The organism is Pseudomonas sp. NCHU5216, from assembly GCF_052156495.1.
Lineage (GTDB): Bacteria > Pseudomonadota > Gammaproteobacteria > Pseudomonadales > Pseudomonadaceae > Aquipseudomonas.
In genome coordinates this window covers 100,101-114,900 of record NZ_JBQLIX010000010.1, presented here as the reverse complement: position 1 = coordinate 114,900, position 14,800 = coordinate 100,101, and the positions used below count along the sequence as shown (strand labels likewise).

Annotated in this window: 14 protein-coding genes; 2 read left to right on the top strand and 12 right to left on the bottom strand. The window is 64.3% G+C overall.

Translation table 11 applies throughout. The annotated features are described in order from the left end of the window. Positions 1–124: 124 nt before the first annotated feature. A complete protein-coding gene (gene mltF / locus ACSVIK_RS10260; RefSeq protein ID WP_442444237.1) occupies positions 125–1,591 on the top strand; it encodes a membrane-bound lytic murein transglycosylase MltF in 1,467 nt (488 codons plus the stop codon). Between the two features lie 147 nt (positions 1,592–1,738). Here the strand turns inward: mltF and ACSVIK_RS10255 are convergent, their stop codons facing one another. The 8 genes from ACSVIK_RS10255 to zwf all read right to left on the bottom strand — a co-directional run bounded on the left by ACSVIK_RS10255 (position 1,739) and on the right by zwf (position 9,444). Beyond that, positions 1,739–2,206 carry a hypothetical protein gene (locus ACSVIK_RS10255; RefSeq protein WP_442444236.1) on the bottom strand — a complete coding sequence of 156 codons (468 nt, stop codon included), beginning with the start codon at positions 2,204–2,206 and terminating at the stop codon, positions 1,739–1,741. Between the two features lie 23 nt (positions 2,207–2,229). Then, positions 2,230–2,706: a tRNA adenosine(34) deaminase TadA gene (gene tadA / locus ACSVIK_RS10250; RefSeq protein ID WP_442444235.1), complete on the bottom strand. Its 477-nt coding sequence runs from the start codon at positions 2,704–2,706 to the stop codon at positions 2,230–2,232. Positions 2,707–2,793: 87 nt separating this feature from the next. Further along, positions 2,794–4,050 (bottom strand): aromatic amino acid transport family protein, encoded by a 1,257-nt coding sequence (locus ACSVIK_RS10245; RefSeq protein WP_442444234.1) that lies wholly within the window; start codon positions 4,048–4,050, stop codon positions 2,794–2,796. Positions 4,051–4,274: 224 nt separating this feature from the next. Beyond that, positions 4,275–5,648, bottom strand: coding sequence for a multicopper oxidase family protein (locus ACSVIK_RS10240; protein WP_442444233.1), 1,374 nt, complete (start codon positions 5,646–5,648; stop codon positions 4,275–4,277). A 124-nt stretch (positions 5,649–5,772) separates the two neighbouring features. Continuing rightward, entirely contained in the window at positions 5,773–6,594 is an 822-nt protein-coding gene (locus ACSVIK_RS10235; RefSeq protein WP_442444232.1) for a shikimate 5-dehydrogenase, read from the bottom strand. A 5-nt stretch (positions 6,595–6,599) separates the two neighbouring features. After that, a complete protein-coding gene (locus tag ACSVIK_RS10230; protein WP_442444231.1) occupies positions 6,600–7,262 on the bottom strand; it encodes a bifunctional 4-hydroxy-2-oxoglutarate aldolase/2-dehydro-3-deoxy-phosphogluconate aldolase in 663 nt (220 codons plus the stop codon). A gap of 12 nt (positions 7,263–7,274) precedes the next feature. Next, entirely contained in the window at positions 7,275–7,988 is a 714-nt protein-coding gene (gene pgl, locus ACSVIK_RS10225; protein WP_442444230.1) for a 6-phosphogluconolactonase, read from the bottom strand. After that, on the bottom strand, positions 7,975–9,444 hold the full coding sequence (gene zwf, locus ACSVIK_RS10220; protein WP_442444229.1) for a glucose-6-phosphate dehydrogenase: 1,470 nt from the start codon (positions 9,442–9,444) through the stop codon (positions 7,975–7,977). The genes pgl and zwf overlap by 14 nt, the downstream gene beginning before the upstream one ends. A 175-nt stretch (positions 9,445–9,619) precedes the next feature. Between zwf and ACSVIK_RS10215 the strand changes: the two genes are divergently transcribed. Further along, positions 9,620–10,480: a MurR/RpiR family transcriptional regulator gene (locus ACSVIK_RS10215; protein WP_442444228.1), complete on the top strand. Its 861-nt coding sequence runs from the start codon at positions 9,620–9,622 to the stop codon at positions 10,478–10,480. A gap of 78 nt (positions 10,481–10,558) precedes the next feature. Here ACSVIK_RS10215 and ACSVIK_RS10210 read toward each other — a convergent pair whose 3' ends face one another. The 4 genes from ACSVIK_RS10210 to ACSVIK_RS10195 form a co-directional block, all read right to left on the bottom strand. Next, positions 10,559–11,758, bottom strand: a complete 1,200-nt coding sequence (locus tag ACSVIK_RS10210; RefSeq protein WP_442444262.1) for a maltoporin — start codon at positions 11,756–11,758, stop codon at positions 10,559–10,561. A gap of 84 nt (positions 11,759–11,842) precedes the next feature. After that, positions 11,843–13,000 (bottom strand): ABC transporter ATP-binding protein, encoded by a 1,158-nt coding sequence (locus tag ACSVIK_RS10205; RefSeq protein WP_442444227.1) that lies wholly within the window; start codon positions 12,998–13,000, stop codon positions 11,843–11,845. A gap of 29 nt (positions 13,001–13,029) precedes the next feature. Further along, complete coding sequence (locus ACSVIK_RS10200; RefSeq protein ID WP_442444226.1) at positions 13,030–13,860, bottom strand: carbohydrate ABC transporter permease; 831 nt, start codon at positions 13,858–13,860, stop codon at positions 13,030–13,032. Further along, a complete protein-coding gene (locus ACSVIK_RS10195) occupies positions 13,853–14,761 on the bottom strand; it encodes a carbohydrate ABC transporter permease (RefSeq protein WP_268178729.1) in 909 nt (302 codons plus the stop codon). The genes ACSVIK_RS10200 and ACSVIK_RS10195 overlap by 8 nt, the downstream gene beginning before the upstream one ends. Positions 14,762–14,800 lie beyond the last annotated feature (39 nt).

Genomic DNA, 14,800 nt, shown 5'->3' with positions numbered 1-14,800 from the left:
CATTCTAGCCTAAAGCCGCGCGCACAGCACCCGTGCCACGAGCTTTGAAGACGAGCGAGCACTAGCAGAGAAGCGCCTCGCTGTCGAGATATGGCACGACCTGCGCTTTGCGTATACTGCGCCGATGTTTGCACGACCTGCGATACGCATGCGTTGCGCCACAAGGCTGTTGGCGATTGGAACCCTCCTGATGCTTGCTGGCTGTGGCGAAGAGCACAAGCCCAGCGTACTCGAGCAGGTAAAGGCGGCGGGTGAGCTGCGCGTGGTCACTCGAAACAGCCCTTCCACCTACTTCCAGGACCGCAACGGCGCCACCGGCTTCGAGTATGAACTGGCCAAGCGCTTCGCCAAGGATCTCGGCGTGGAGCTGAAGGTGGAAACCGCCGACAACCTCGACAGCCTCTTCGCCAGCCTCGACAGCAAGAACGGCCCGGTGATGGCCGCCGCCGGTCTGATCGACACGCCGCAACGCAAGCGCCAGGTGCGTTTCTCCATCCCCTATCTGGAAGTCACCCCGCAGGTGGTCTATCGCCAGGGCGACAGCCGCCCGACCAAGGCCGAAGACCTGGTCGGCAAGCGCATCATGGTCATGGCCGGGAGCAGCCACGCCGAACAACTGGCGGCGCTCAAGCAGCAGCTACCGGAGCTGCAGTTCGAGGTATCCGACGCGGTGGAGGTGGTCGACCTGCTGCGCATGGTGGATGAAGGGCAGATCGACCTGACCCTGGTGGACTCCAACGAACTGGCGATGAACCAGGTGTACTTCCCCAACGTACGCGTCGCCTTCGACCTCGGCGATACCAACCGCATGCGCTGGGCCGTGGCCGCCGGCGACGACGACAGCCTGCTGCAGGAAATCGACGCCTTCCTCAAGCGCGCCGAGAGCAACGGCACCCTGCAACGCCTCAAGGAACGCTATTACGGCCATGTCGACGTGCTGGGTTATGTCGGCGCCTACACCTTCGCCCAGCATCTGCAGCAGCGCCTGCCGCGCTACGAGCAGATGTTCCGCCATGCCTCACGCAGCCATGAGGTAGATTGGCGCCTGCTGGCCGCCATTGGCTACCAGGAATCGCTGTGGCAACCCAATGCCACCTCCAAGACCGGCGTGCGCGGCCTGATGATGCTGACCCAGCGCACCGCACAATCGGTCGGCGTGTCCAACCGCCTCGATCCCAAGCAGAGCATCGAAGGCGGCGCCCGCTACTTCCTGAAGATGCACGAACAACTGCCGGACAGCATCGCCGAGCCGGATCGCACCTGGTTCGCCCTGGCTGCCTACAACGTCGGCGGTGGCCACCTGGAAGACGCGCGCCGCCTGACCGAAGCCGAAGGGCTGGATCCGAACAAGTGGGCCGACGTGCAGAAGATCCTGCCGCGCCTGGCGCAGAAGCAGTGGTACAGCAAGACCCGCTACGGTTATGCCCGTGGCGGTGAGCCGGTGCACTTCGTGCGCAACATCCGTCGCTACTACGACATCCTCACCTGGGTGACCCAGCCGCAACTGGAAGGCACGGAAATCGCCGAGAGTGGCATCCACATGCCCGGCATCGACAAGCGCAAGCCGGAAGAAGAAGCCCCGCAGCTCTGAGCCCTACAGGGTGCCTCTAAAAACGTAGGCGAGGCAGCCAGCGCAAGGCAAAAACAGGCGAAAAAGCGCAGTTTACGCGCTGTAAATGAGCATTTTTAGCCTGTTTTTAACGCCGCGATGGCAACGCAGGTAGTTTTTTGAGGTGCCCTACAGCAAAGCCTGATTACCCACAGAACAACGACTCTGCGCGCGCCGCGCCTGCGGCAAGGCCGCCAGCTTCGATGCGCATTGCGCCTGGCTCGGCATCCGCTCGACCTGAAGATTGGACTTTTCGTCGACGCTGATCAGGTAAGGATGGCTGTAGCGTGCCCGGTCGTTCCAGTCACTGAAGCGCTGCATAGCGAACACGCAGCGATAATCCAGTTGCCCGGTAAAGCCCTTGAAGCGGTCACGCATGAAGATATGGTGATAGCGCTGCCAGTCGCGGTCACGCTGGCCGTCGCGCACGGCCGCCCGGCACTCCTCCAGCGTGGTGATCTGCGACTCGTGCAAGAAGACGCTTTGCGCCAGGTTGGAACCGCCCAACTGCACGGTGGCCAGCAGGTATACCTGCCGCTCCTCGGCCAACGCAGGTGCAGCCATGAACGCCAACAGAGCCATCAATCGCTTCATCATCACCTCTCCCTGTAAAAACCGACTCAGCCGCGCCGCGCCTTGAAGAACGCCTTGAGCAGCGCCCCGCTCTCCTCGGCCAGCAGCCCACCCTCCACCATCACCCGGTGATTGAGAAAGCCCTGCTCGAAGAAACGCCCCTGACTCACCGCCATGCCGGCGCGCGGCTCGCTGGCGGCGTATACCACACGGGCGATGCGCGCATGCACGATAAGCCCGGCGCACATGCTGCACGGCTCCAGGGTGACGTACAGGGTGCTGCCCGGCAGCCGGTAGTTGCGCACGCTCTCTGCCGCCGCGCGGATGGCCACCATCTCGGCATGGGCGCTGGGGTCATGGCGTGAGATCGGGCAATTGAAGCCACGGCCGATGATTTCCCCCTCCTGCACCAGCACCGCGCCCACCGGCACCTCGCCCAGCTCGGCGCCCTGGCGCGCCAGTTCCAGGGCGGCCTGCATGAAGGGCTCGTCGAGTGATCGGTCGATGATGTGCGGTCTGTTCATGGCGCTGTCAGGTAGTTCCGAGGACGCTGGCGGGTGCCGCTGTCTGTGCGCAATGTACAGACAATGGCGCGGAAAGAAAGCCCCGCCCTACCAACCGGACGGCAACAGTTGCAGGGCGCTGAGCACGGCGTACAGGGCACTGGCCAGATAGATCATCACGATCACCCCTTGCAGCGCCGGATGGGCGATCCAGCCACATTGCCAGGCAGGCTGCAGATCACCACTGCGGCGCGCCTGGCGCAGCATGAGGATCGGCATGATCGAGAGGATCACACCGCTGAAGGCACCGGCGAAGTACAGCGCGTTGACGAAGCCGACCATGCCGCTGTACGCCAGCACGAACGGCGGCACGCACACCAGGCCAAGCACCACCAGGCGGGTCTTGGGCTGCGACTCGGCGCCAAGCGACTGGAACTTGTCGAAGATGTTGGTCAGGAAGCTGCCGCCCAGCCCCCAGTAGGAAGTCATCATCGCGCACAGGGCGAAGGTGTTGGCGGTGTAGAACGCCCACTGCCCCAGCGCCTCGCCCCAGGCCAGGGTGGCCACCTCGGACTGATTCTCCAGGCCGGTCAGGGCGATCACCGAAGCCGGCACGATGGCCAGCAGGACGAAGGTGCTGATCATCCCGGTGATCACCGCACGCGGCAGCAGTTGCGGGCGGTCGGCGAAGCCACGGGCCATTTCCGGCACGATGTACTGCGCCGAGAAGCAGAACACGGCGATGTTGAACACCGGCACCATGTATACCCAGTCGCCTTCGAGCAGGCGCGCGGCATCGGTGTTGTCGTTGATCAGCGTCGCGACCACCAGGATCAGGATCATGCTGACCATGCCGATGCTGATGAACTTCTCGCCTTTGCCGATGGCGCTCAGGCCCAGATACAGCACCAGCGCCGCCGGGGCGAAGAACAGCAGGCTGCCCAGCGCCGGACTGATACCGAGGAACGCCGAGAGAATCTTGCCGCTGCCGCTCATGTAGGCGATCAGCGCACCGATGCTGTTGACCGCTACCGAGAGGAAGATCGCCCAGGAACCGAACGAGCCGACATAGCGCTTGGCCAGGCCACTGAGCTGGCTGTGCGCACGGGTGCGCAGCGCGGTTTCCGAGACGTAGAGCATGGTGATGGTGGTGAAGATGCCCGCCACAGCCAACCAGAGCAGCAGAGGCGCGAAACCGGCCTTGCGACTGGCATAGGCCATCGACAGCACACCGGCACCGATATTGGTGCCCACGATCATCGCCACGGCTTCGAGGAAGCTCAGGCGCTTGACCTCCAGCCCGGATGCGGCCGCCGGCTCGGCACCAGCCTGCCCCGCCACGGAGCGGATCTGCGTTTCACTCATCACAACACCTCTACAACAAAATCAACGTATCAGGAGGGCCTGAACCGAACTGCCACGGCCTTTGTTCTGAACGGTGAACGGGCATTGCGCAAACAAAACGGAGAGCCAGGCCCCACCCGGCGACTGCCCGGAGGACGTCCCGCACGCCACCAGCCAGGGGCCGGCGGCGAACGGGGCGCGCACCTTACCACAAGGTTCGCGGCACGCGGGCTAGCATCAGGGTTTCAGGCCACCTCGATGGCCGCCATCAGCCCGGTTTCCATGTGATCGATGACATGGCAGTGGAACATCCACACCCCCGGGTTATCGGCGACGAAGGCAACGCGCGCTGTCTCGTTCTTGCCCAGCAGGTAGGTGTCGGTGAAGTACGGGATGATGCGTTTGCGGTCGGAGTCCAGCACCTTGAACGACATGCCGTGCAAATGGATCGGGTGCTGATACTGAGCCATGTTGCGCAGTACGAAGATGTAGTGCCCACCACGCTTGAGCGTGGCGATGGGGCGGTCGGCACAGGTCTTGTCGTTGATGTCCCAGGCCTGGCCGTTGATCTGCCAGTACTTGTAACGCCCAGCCGCCTCGTCGGCCGGCGAGGCCAGCGCCGCCGCCCACTCGAAGTTGAAGCGCAGGGTCTCGGCCTTGGCCAGATCCGGCTCGGCCACCGGGTTGGCCGGCAACGCCGGTGGCCACTCACCCGGCGCCTCGCTGCTGGCCACGCTCTTGATGGTCGCCAGACGCAACGGCCCGTTGCGCAGGGACAGCTCCTGGCCGGCAGCCGGCACCTTCAAGGCCAGATCCAGGCGCATGCCCGGCCCCAGCCAGTATTCCTTGCCCAACGGCCTGGGCTGTACCGGGTTGCCATCCAACGCATAGATGCGCGCCTCGCCGCCCGGCAAGTTGAGGCGGTAGGTGATGGTGTTGTCGAGGTTGATCAGGCGCAGGCGCACCAACTGCCCGGCCGGCAGTTCCACGGTCGGTTTGGGCACGCCGTTGATGGTATCGAGGCGCCCGCGTGTGCCTTCGCGCGCCGCCTGGCGTGGTACCGTGAAAGGGGTGAAGGCGCCCTGCTGGTCGACATGCCAGGTCTTCAGGCTCAGCGTGCGCTCATGCAGGAAGCCGGTGGGCTCACGCTCTTCGACTATCAGCGGGCCAACCAGGCCACGGCCAAGCTGCTCGGCGCTGCTGGTATGCGGGTGATACCAGTAGCTGCCGGCATCCGGGCAGATGAAGTCGTAATCGAAGTATTCGCCGGGCAGCACCGGTGCCTGCGAGACGTAGGGCACCCCGTCCATTGCCAGCGGCAGACGAATGCCATGCCAGTGGATGGTGCTCTGCTGCTCCAGCTTGTTGATGAAGCGCACCCGCAAACGCTCGCCCTGGCGGCAGCGCAGCTCGACACCCGGCGCCTGCCCGCCATAGCCCCAGGCCGGGGTCAGGTGCCCGGGCACCAGCTCCATGTCCACTGGTGCGGCGATCAGTTCGTAGTCATGGGTCGCGACATTTTCTGGCCGCCCCAACCAGTACCGCACCCCACCAGCCCCCAGGCCGACCACACCCAGGCCAGCCAGCCCGGCCAGCACCTGTCTACGGGAAAATGCCATCTACGACCTCGACGATTCGTGCGCTTCACTCAGTTGCAATATCTTCTCATTATCGCAAGGGTGTTGCCCAGAATCGCCCCTGTCAGGCAGTGACATATCGCCACATCGGCCGACGCAGAGGGTTTCAGTTATCGCTCAGGGCGAAGCGCGCGGCACGCTCGGTCAGCTCGGCATCGGGGCGCACACCGGTATAGAGGACGAACTGCTCCAGCGCCTGCAGCACGATGACTTCACCGCCGCTGATGACAGGCTTGCCCAGCGCCCGGGCCAGGCGGATCAGCGGGGTTTCCACCGGTACGGCGACCACGTCGAAGACCCACTGCGCAGCGGCGACGGCGGCCTCGTCGAAGGACAGTTGCTCGGCCTGCTCGCCGCGCATGCCCAGCGGGGTGACATTGACCAGCAGCCCGGCCGGCTGCCCGCCCAGGCTTTCGCACCAGGGCACGCCACACTCGGCGGCCAGCGCCCTGCCCGTGCGCGCGTTGCGGGCGACGATGCAGCCATTGGTGAAACCGCTGTCACGCAGGCCGCAGCCCACCGCCTTGGCCATGCCACCGCTGCCGCGCAACGCATAGGGGATATCGCGCGGCACGCCATGCTGCGCCAGCAACTTCACCACCGCGCTGTAATCGGTGTTGTAGCCGGTCAGCCGGCCGTCGTCGGCGACTATGGTGTTGACCGACTGCAAGGTGGCAGCCGAGTCGTGCAGGCCATCGAGATAGTCGATGCAGGCTTCCTTGAATGGCATCGACACCGCACAGCCGCGTATGCCCAGGGCACGAATGCCACCGATCGCGGCCGGCAGATCAGTGGTGGTGAAGGCCTTGTACAGGTAGTCCAGCTCCAAGGCCTGATACAGGTAGTTGTGAAAGCGCGTGCCGAAATTGCCCGGCTGCCCGGACAGCGACATGCACAGGCGGGTGTCCTTGCTGATGCGCAGGCTCATCAGCGCTATCGATCCAGCAGCGCCAGCGCCTCGGCACTGGCCTGGCGCACGGCATCCCAGCCCTGTGCGCTGTTCAGCATCCAGCTACCGCCAACGCACATCACGTTGGGCAAGGCCATGTAGTGCTGCAGATTGGCCGGGCCGACTCCGCCGGTCGGGCAGAAGCGCACGTCCCCGAACGGCCCGGAGAAGGCCTTGAGCGCGGCAACACCGCCACAGACCTCGGCCGGGAACAGCTTGAAGCGGCGATAGCCGAGGCTGTAGCCGAGCATGATTTCCGAAGCGCTGGCCACCCCAGGCAACAGCGGCAGCGGGCTTTCCAAGGCAGCGCGCAGCAGCTCGTCGGTGCTGCCGGGGCTGACCACGAACTGTGCGCCGGCCTCCTCCACCGCTGCCAGCATCTGCCGATCCAACACCGTGCCGGCACCAACGCACAGGTGCGGGCGCTCCTGGCGCAGGCGGCGGATGGCGGCTAGGCCGTGAGGCGAGCGCAGGGTGATTTCCAGCACCTGCAGGCCACCAGCATCCAGGGCGTCGGCCAGCGGCAGGATGTCTTCCTCGCGGGCAATGGTGATCACCGGCATGATCCGTGCGCGGGCGCAGAGCGCGTCGATGCTGGCGATCTTCTCGGCCATGCTGGGAACCGTGCGGCTGGTGGCTTCTGTCATGAGAGTCGTTCCTTACGGGCACCAATAGATGTTCAGGGGCGCGTCGATGAAAGCGTTGATCGGCATGCTGTGCGGATCGCGCTGTTGCAAGGCCTGCTCCAGCACCGCCAGCTTGTTCTGGCCTTCTATCGCCAGGATTTGCAGGCGCGCGGCCTTGAGCACGGGCAGGGTCAGGGTCAGGCGCTGATGCGGCACGCTCGGCGCCAGCATCGGCAGGCAGCGGCGCGGACAATCGGCCTGCAACGCCTGCGGCAGATTGGGACTGCCAGGAAACAGCGAAGCGGTATGGCCGTCGGTGCCCATACCCAGTACCAGCACGTCGATCGGCGGCAGCTCGCGCAGGGCCTGCTCGGTCAGCTCGGCGGCCTGCTCCAGGCTGCCGGCACTGCGGTAGAGGCCGAGCAGATGCGCCTCGGCAGCCGGGCCTTGCAACAGATGGCGGCGCACCAGCGCCTCGTTGCTGTCGGCATGGCTGACCGGCACCCAGCGCTCGTCGGCCAGGCTCACCAGCACCTTGTTCCAGGGCAAAGCCTGCGCCGACAGCGCCTGAAAGAAAGCCACCGGGCTGCGCCCGCCGGACACCACCAGGGTGGCATGCCCGCGCTCGGCGACCGCCTCGCGCAGGGCCGCAGCCACCTGCTCGGCTTGCGCCTTGGCCAGTTGCTGGGGGCGCTCGAAGCCTTGGGCCACGACGCCGCTAGGGAGTTTCAGGTCAGAGATCGCCATACCAGGCCCATCCATCACGAGTGGTCAGGGCAATGGAACTCATTGGCCCCCAGGTACCGGCGACATAGTGCTTGGGTGAATCGCCGAGTTTCTGCCAGCCGGCGATCAGTTGATCGCACCAGTGCCAGGCATGTTCGATTTCATCCTTGCGCACGAACAGGTTCTGATTGCCCCGCATGACCTCCAGCAACAGCCGCTCGTAGGCATCGGGAATCCGCTCACTGCCATAGGCCGTGGAGAAATTCAGCTGCAACGGCCCGCTGCGTAGCTGCATGCCCTTGTTCAAGCCCTGATCCTTGGTCATCACCTGCAAGGAAATGCTCTCATCCGGCTGCAGACGAATGATCAGCTTGTTGCCGATCAACTGGCGCTGCTCAGGGGCGAAGATGTAGTGCGGCGGCGCCTTGAAGTGAATGACGATCTGCGACAGCTTCTGCGCCATGCGCTTGCCGGTGCGCAGGTAGAAGGGCACGCCCGCCCAACGCCAGTTGCGGATGTCGGCACGCAGCGCAACGAAGGTTTCCGTGTCGCTCTGGGCGTTGGCATTTTCCTCCTCCAGATACCCCGGCACCGCCTTGCCATCGCTGATGCCGGCCACGTACTGGCCACGCACCACGCGCTGCGCCAACTGGTCGGCGCTGATCGGCTCCAGCGCGCGCAGCACCTTGACCTTCTCGTCACGGATGGCATCGGCCGAGAGATCGCCCGGTGGATCCATGGCGATCAGGCAGAGCAGTTGCAGCAGGTGGTTCTGGATCATGTCGCGCAGTTGCCCGGCCTTGTCGAAATAGCCCCAGCGCCCCTCGATGCCCACCTTCTCCGCCACGGTGATTTCCACGTGGCTGATGTGGTTCTGGTTCCACTGGGTCTCGAACAGGCTGTTGGCAAAACGCAGGGCGATCAGGTTCTGCACCGTCTCCTTGCCCAGGTAATGGTCGATACGATAGACCTGGCTCTCCGGGAAGTAGGCCGCCACCGCCTCGTTGACCGCGCGCGAGGATGGCAGGTCATGGCCGATGGGTTTTTCCAGCACCACCCGGGTGTTCGCGGCGAGACCGACCGCGGCCAGGTTGGCGCAGATGCCGCCGTACACCGAAGCTGGCGTGGCGAAGTAGGCAATCAACGGGCAATCACGCGCCACCATCTCGGCAAGCTGTGGATACGCATCTGCCGGCAGGAATTCCATGCTCAGGTAGCGCAGGCGTGCCTGAAAGCGCTGCAGCACGGTTTCATCCAGCTCGTTGGCCGGCAGGTAACGGCGCAGGTGACGCTCGATCACGCCCAGGTGCACGGCGGCATCGCCCGTCTCACGGGCCAGGGCCAGGAGCTGGGTATCAGCATGCAGCAGGCCGGCACGGTCGAGCTGATACAGCGCCGGGAACAGCTTGCGCAGCGCCAGGTCGCCCAGGGCGCCGAACAGGGCAAAGGTACAGGGTTCAACAGGCATCACAGGCATGATCTTTGTTCTTCTATCAAGTTGCGTTATTGATAGCGGCTAATCCCAGGCCTTGCAACCGCAATGTAGTAATAAAAACAACATTTAGCAGAAAATCGCTTAGCGGTAGCCAGCCAGCGAGCCCCGGCTTAGGATTGACTCCGCATTTAATCTGACAAGGACAACAATGGATCGCGTGCGCAATCTTCTCGAGCAGATTCAGGGCCGCCTGGAAAGCCTGAACAAGGCCGAACGCAAGGTCGCCGAAGTGATACTGCACAACCCGCAGCAGGCCACCCGTCTGAGCATCGCCGCCCTGGCCCAGACCGCTCAGGTCAGCGAGCCCACGGTGAACCGCTTCTGCCGTTCCTTCGGCGTCAACGGTTACCCCGAATTGAAGATGCAACTGGCGCAGAGCCTGGCCAGCGGCGCGGCCTATGTCAGCCAGGCGGTGGAGGCCGACGACGGCCCCGAGGCTTACACGCGCAAGATCTTCGGCAGCGCCATCGCCTCGCTGGACAGCGCCTGCCAGAGCCTCGACCCGGCGCTGATCAGCCGCGCCGTGGACATGTTAATCCAGGCTCGGCAGATCCACTTCTTCGGCCTCGGCGCCTCGGCCCCGGTGGCGCTGGATGCCCAGCACAAGTTCTTCCGCTTCAACCTGGCGGTATCGGCCCATGCCGACGTGCTGATGCAGCGCATGCTGGCCTCGGTGGCACACACCGGCGACCTGTTCGTGATCATCTCCTACACCGGGCGCACCCGTGAGCTGGTGGAGGTGGCGCGCCTGGCGCGGGAGAACGGCGCCTCGGTGCTCGGCCTCACCGCCGCCGGCTCGCCGTTGGCCCAGGCCAGCAGCCTGAGCCTGGACATCCCGCTGCCCGAGGACACCGACATCTACATGCCGATGACCTCGCGCATCATCCAGCTCACCGTGCTCGACGTGCTGGCCACCGGCATGACCCTGCGCCGCGGCGTGGACTTCCAGCCGCACCTGCGCAAGATCAAGGAAAGCCTCAACGCCAGCCGTTATCCGGCTGACGAGGAACCCATATAGCCGCAAGCTTCAAGCTGCAAGCCGCAAGAGGGGCCGCCCCTTGCTCTTGCTTGCAGCTCGAGGCTTGCAGCTTGCCGCTCACTTCCACCAGTACTCCACCTGCACGCCGAAGTTGGAGCCGTTGCGCGAGCTGCCGAAGGCGCCGGTGTCGGACAGGGCCGAGCCCTCGGCCAGCAGGTTGGCGGCTTGCTGCGCGGCCTTGTTCCAACTGGCATAGGTGTAGTACAGGCGGAACTCCGGGCGCGCCCAGAAGCCAGGGCCGGCGGGCGACCAGGTCGGCGCGATGGTGAACTTGGTCAGTTTGCGCGTGCCGCCGGGCGCCTCGACCTGATCCCGACCGATCTCACCCACCAGCTTGAACTGCTCGGTGAAGGCGTAGCTGGTGCGGCCACCGATGGACAGCCAGTTCTGATCGGCGCCGTCCGGGCGCTTGTCCTTCTGGTACACCAATTCCACCTGACCACCCAGGCGTGGCGTCATCTGGAAGTCGAAGAACTCCACCAGGCGCCAGCTACGGTTGCTGTTGTCCAGCGTCGGGTCGCCGGTATAACCCAGCCCGGTGCCGGGGCCGCGGCCGTATTGCAGGGCGAACTTGTTGTCGCCGTTCAGGCCAAGGAAGTTCTTCTGCACGTGCTGAGCGGTCACCGCCCAGCCGCTGTGGGCATCGGTGCTGTCGGGCTTGTCGATATAGCTGACGCCCACTTCGACCTCGCCGCCCGGGTTGGTGACGAAGCCGCCGACGTTGAAGTCGTGGCGGTTGATGTAGGGATCCTGCTCGTAGTTGTCCTTGCGCGAGAACACGTAGCTGTACTTGAGATCACCGATCTTCATTTCGTCGATACCGAAGCCGGTGGCGCTCTGGTTCCAGTAGTAGAAGTCGGAGATATGGATGTCATTACGCTTGTAGAAACGCCGCCCGGCCCACAGCGAACCGCCGCCCAGTGCCGGCATCTTGCTCCACTCGGCGTACATCTGGTTCATCCGCGCGAAGCCATAGTCGCCGGTGAATTTCGGCGTATGGCCGTACTGGTTGTAGAGCTGCGCCATGCCCTCGACGCTCAGTACCGAGCCGTCATCAAGGGTGAACAGATCCTGGCGCAGATCCAGTTCGGCGTACTGCTCGCACTCGTTACCCAGGCGGTACTTGGACTGCGCGCCCGGCAGTTGGAAGCATGACTGTCGGCCGTTGCCATCGGCCGTGCCGGCACCGCTGCGCAGGTAACCACTGAACTCCAGCGCCATGCTCGACATCGGCAGTGTCAGAGAACCCAGGGCCATGACCAGGCCCAAACCCGTTGCTCGCTTCATATCCTCTCCTGCTGTTTTTATTGTTGTTACCGCGTTGCAAAACCGGCATCAGGACTACGCGGCCGGCTCCTTGTGACGATCATTCGCTGTACTCGCTGCGCCAGCCTGTGCTTGCAGCGGGCGCACGCGCTCACCAGTCTCGGCGTCGAAGAGCAAGGCCCGCGCCGCATCGATCTGCAGCTCCAGGCGCTGGCCGACTGGCGGCGCCTGATCCGGGGCCAGGCGGCAGCACAGCTTGGCGTCGTTGACGCTGACGAATACCAGGGTGTCCGGGCCGGTGGGTTCGAGCACTTCCACCTCTGCCGGCAGCACGCCTTGCGTTTCACCGGCGCTGAGCTGCACCTGCTCCGGGCGGATGCCGAGCAGCACCTGACGCTGCTCGGTGCCCGTCGGCAGTTGCCCGAGGGGCAGCTCGCAATGCCCCGCCGACGACGCCAGGCGAGCCCAGAACTGGCCATCACGCTGCTGCAGTTGCACCGGCACGAAGTTCATCGGCGGCGAGCCCATGAAGCTGGCGACGAACAGGTTGGCCGGATCGTTGTAGATCTGCTGTGGGGTGCCGAACTGCTGGATGACCCCTTCCTTCATCACCGCCACCTTGTCGCCCAGGGTCATGGCCTCGATCTGGTCATGGGTGACGTACACCGTGGTGGTCTTCAGGCGCTGGTGCATCAGCTTGATTTCGGTGCGCATCTCCACGCGCAGCTTGGCGTCGAGGTTCGACAGCGGCTCGTCGAACAGGTAGATCTTCGGCCGCCGTGCCAGCGCCCGGCCCATGGCCACGCGCTGCTGCTGACCACCGGAAAGCTGGCCCGGCTTGCGGCTGAGCAGGTGCTCGATCTGCAGCATCCTGGCCACGCGGGTCACTTCTTCATCGATGGCCGCCGGGGCCATCTTGCGCATCTTCAGGCCGAAGGCGATGTTGTCGCGCACGCTCATGGTCGGGTACAGCGCGTAGGACTGGAACACCATGGCGATGTCGCGATCCTTGGGGCTCATGCCGCTGATATCCACGCCGTCGACCAATATCTCGCCCTTGCTGATGCTCTCCAGCCCGGCGATGCAGTTCATCAGGGTGGATTTGCCGCAGCCCGAGGGGCCCACCAGGATCAGGAACTCGCCGTCATCGATCTGCAGGTCGATGCACTTGAGGGTGTCCGCCAGGCCGCTGCCGTAGGACTTGTTGACGTTACGCAGTTCGAGCGTTGCCATTCACTTCTCCACTGCTGCCAGCGCAGCTTTCAACCTTTGACTGCACCGGCCGTGAGGCCGCGCAGGAAATATTTGCCCGCCAGGATGTACACCAGCAGGGTCGGCAGCCCGGCGATCATCGCTGCGGCCATGTCTACGTTGTATTCCTTGGCCCCGGTGCTGGTGTTCACCAGGTTGTTCAGGGCCACGGTAATGGGCTGCGCGTCGCCACTGGCGAACACCACGCCGAAGAGGAAATCGTTCCAGATCTGAGTGAACTGCCAGATCAGGCAGACCATGATGATCGGCACCGACATCGGCAGCAGGATGCGCCCGAAGATGGTGAAGAAACCGGCGCCATCCAGGCGCGCCGCCTTGACCAGAGCCTCCGGCACGCTGACGTAGTAGTTGCGGAAGAACAAAGTGGTGAAGGCGATGCCGTAGACCACGTGCACCAGCACCAGGCCGGTGGTGGTGTTGGCCAGGCCCAGCTTGCCGAGGGTGAAGGAGGCCGGCAGCAGCACCGTCTGGAACGGCAGGAAGCAACCGAACAGCAGCAGGCCGAAGAACAATTGCGAGCCACGGAAGCGCCACATCGACAGCACGTAGCCATTCAGCGCGCCGATGGCCGTGGAGATCAGCACCCCCGGCACGGCGATCTTCACCGAGTTCCAGAAGTAGCCGTCGACCACGCCCCAGGCCTTGATCCAGCCGATCATGGTGAACACCTCGGGTAGCGACAGCAGGTTGCCGGTGCGCACGTCCTCGGGGGTCTTGAAGCTGGTCAGCAGCATCACCACCAAGGGCACCAGGTACAGTGCGGCAGCGAACAATAGGGTGGCGTAGATCGCCACGCGGCTGAAGCTGAAGGCTCTAGTCATGGCGTTTGCCTCGCAGTTCCGAGTAGAGGTACGGCACCAGAATCGCCAGGATCGCGCCGAGCATCAGCATCGCGCTGGCCGAGCCAATGCCCATCTGGCCGCGGCTGAAGGTGAAGTTGTACATGAACATCGCCGGCAGGTCGGAGGCGTAGCCAGGGCCACCGGCGGTCATCGCCGCCACCAGGTCGAAGCTCTTGATGGCGATGTGGGCGAGGATCATCACCGCGCTGAAGAACACCGGGCGCAAGCTCGGCAGCACGATGCGCAGGTAGATGGTCGGCAGGCTCGCGCCATCCACCTGGGCGGCGCGGATGATCGACTGATCGACGCTGCGCAGCCCGGCCAGGAACAACGCCATGACGAAGCCCGAGGCCTGCCATACGGCGGCGATCACCAGGCAGTAGATGACCCGATCCTGATCCACCAGCCAGTCCAGGCGAAAGCCTTCCCAGCCCCAGTCGCGAAGCATCTTGTCCAGGCCCAGGCCGGGGTTGAGCAGCCACTTCCAGGCGGTGCCGGTGACGATCATCGACAGCGCCATGGGGTACAGGTAGATGGTGCGAATGAAGCCTTCACGACGGATGCGCTGATCCAGCAGCACCGCCAGCAGCACGCCGACCACCAGACTGATGCCGATAAACAGGCCGCCGAACACCATCAGGTTCTTGCTCGCCACCCACCAGCGGTCGTTGTCCAGCAGCCGCGCGTATTGCTGCAGGCCCACCCACTTGTAGCTGGGCATGAAGCTGGAGTTGGTGAACGACAGCAGCGCCGTCCACAGGATGTAGCCATAGAAACCGACCAGTACCACCAGCATGCTCGGCGCCAGCACCAGCTTGGGCAGCCAGCGTTGCAGCGCGTCGAAGGGTGAAGCCTTGGCGGTTAGCGTCGTGACACTCATCGGGCATTACCAGTGTGTGGATGAATTCGGGCCGAGCGC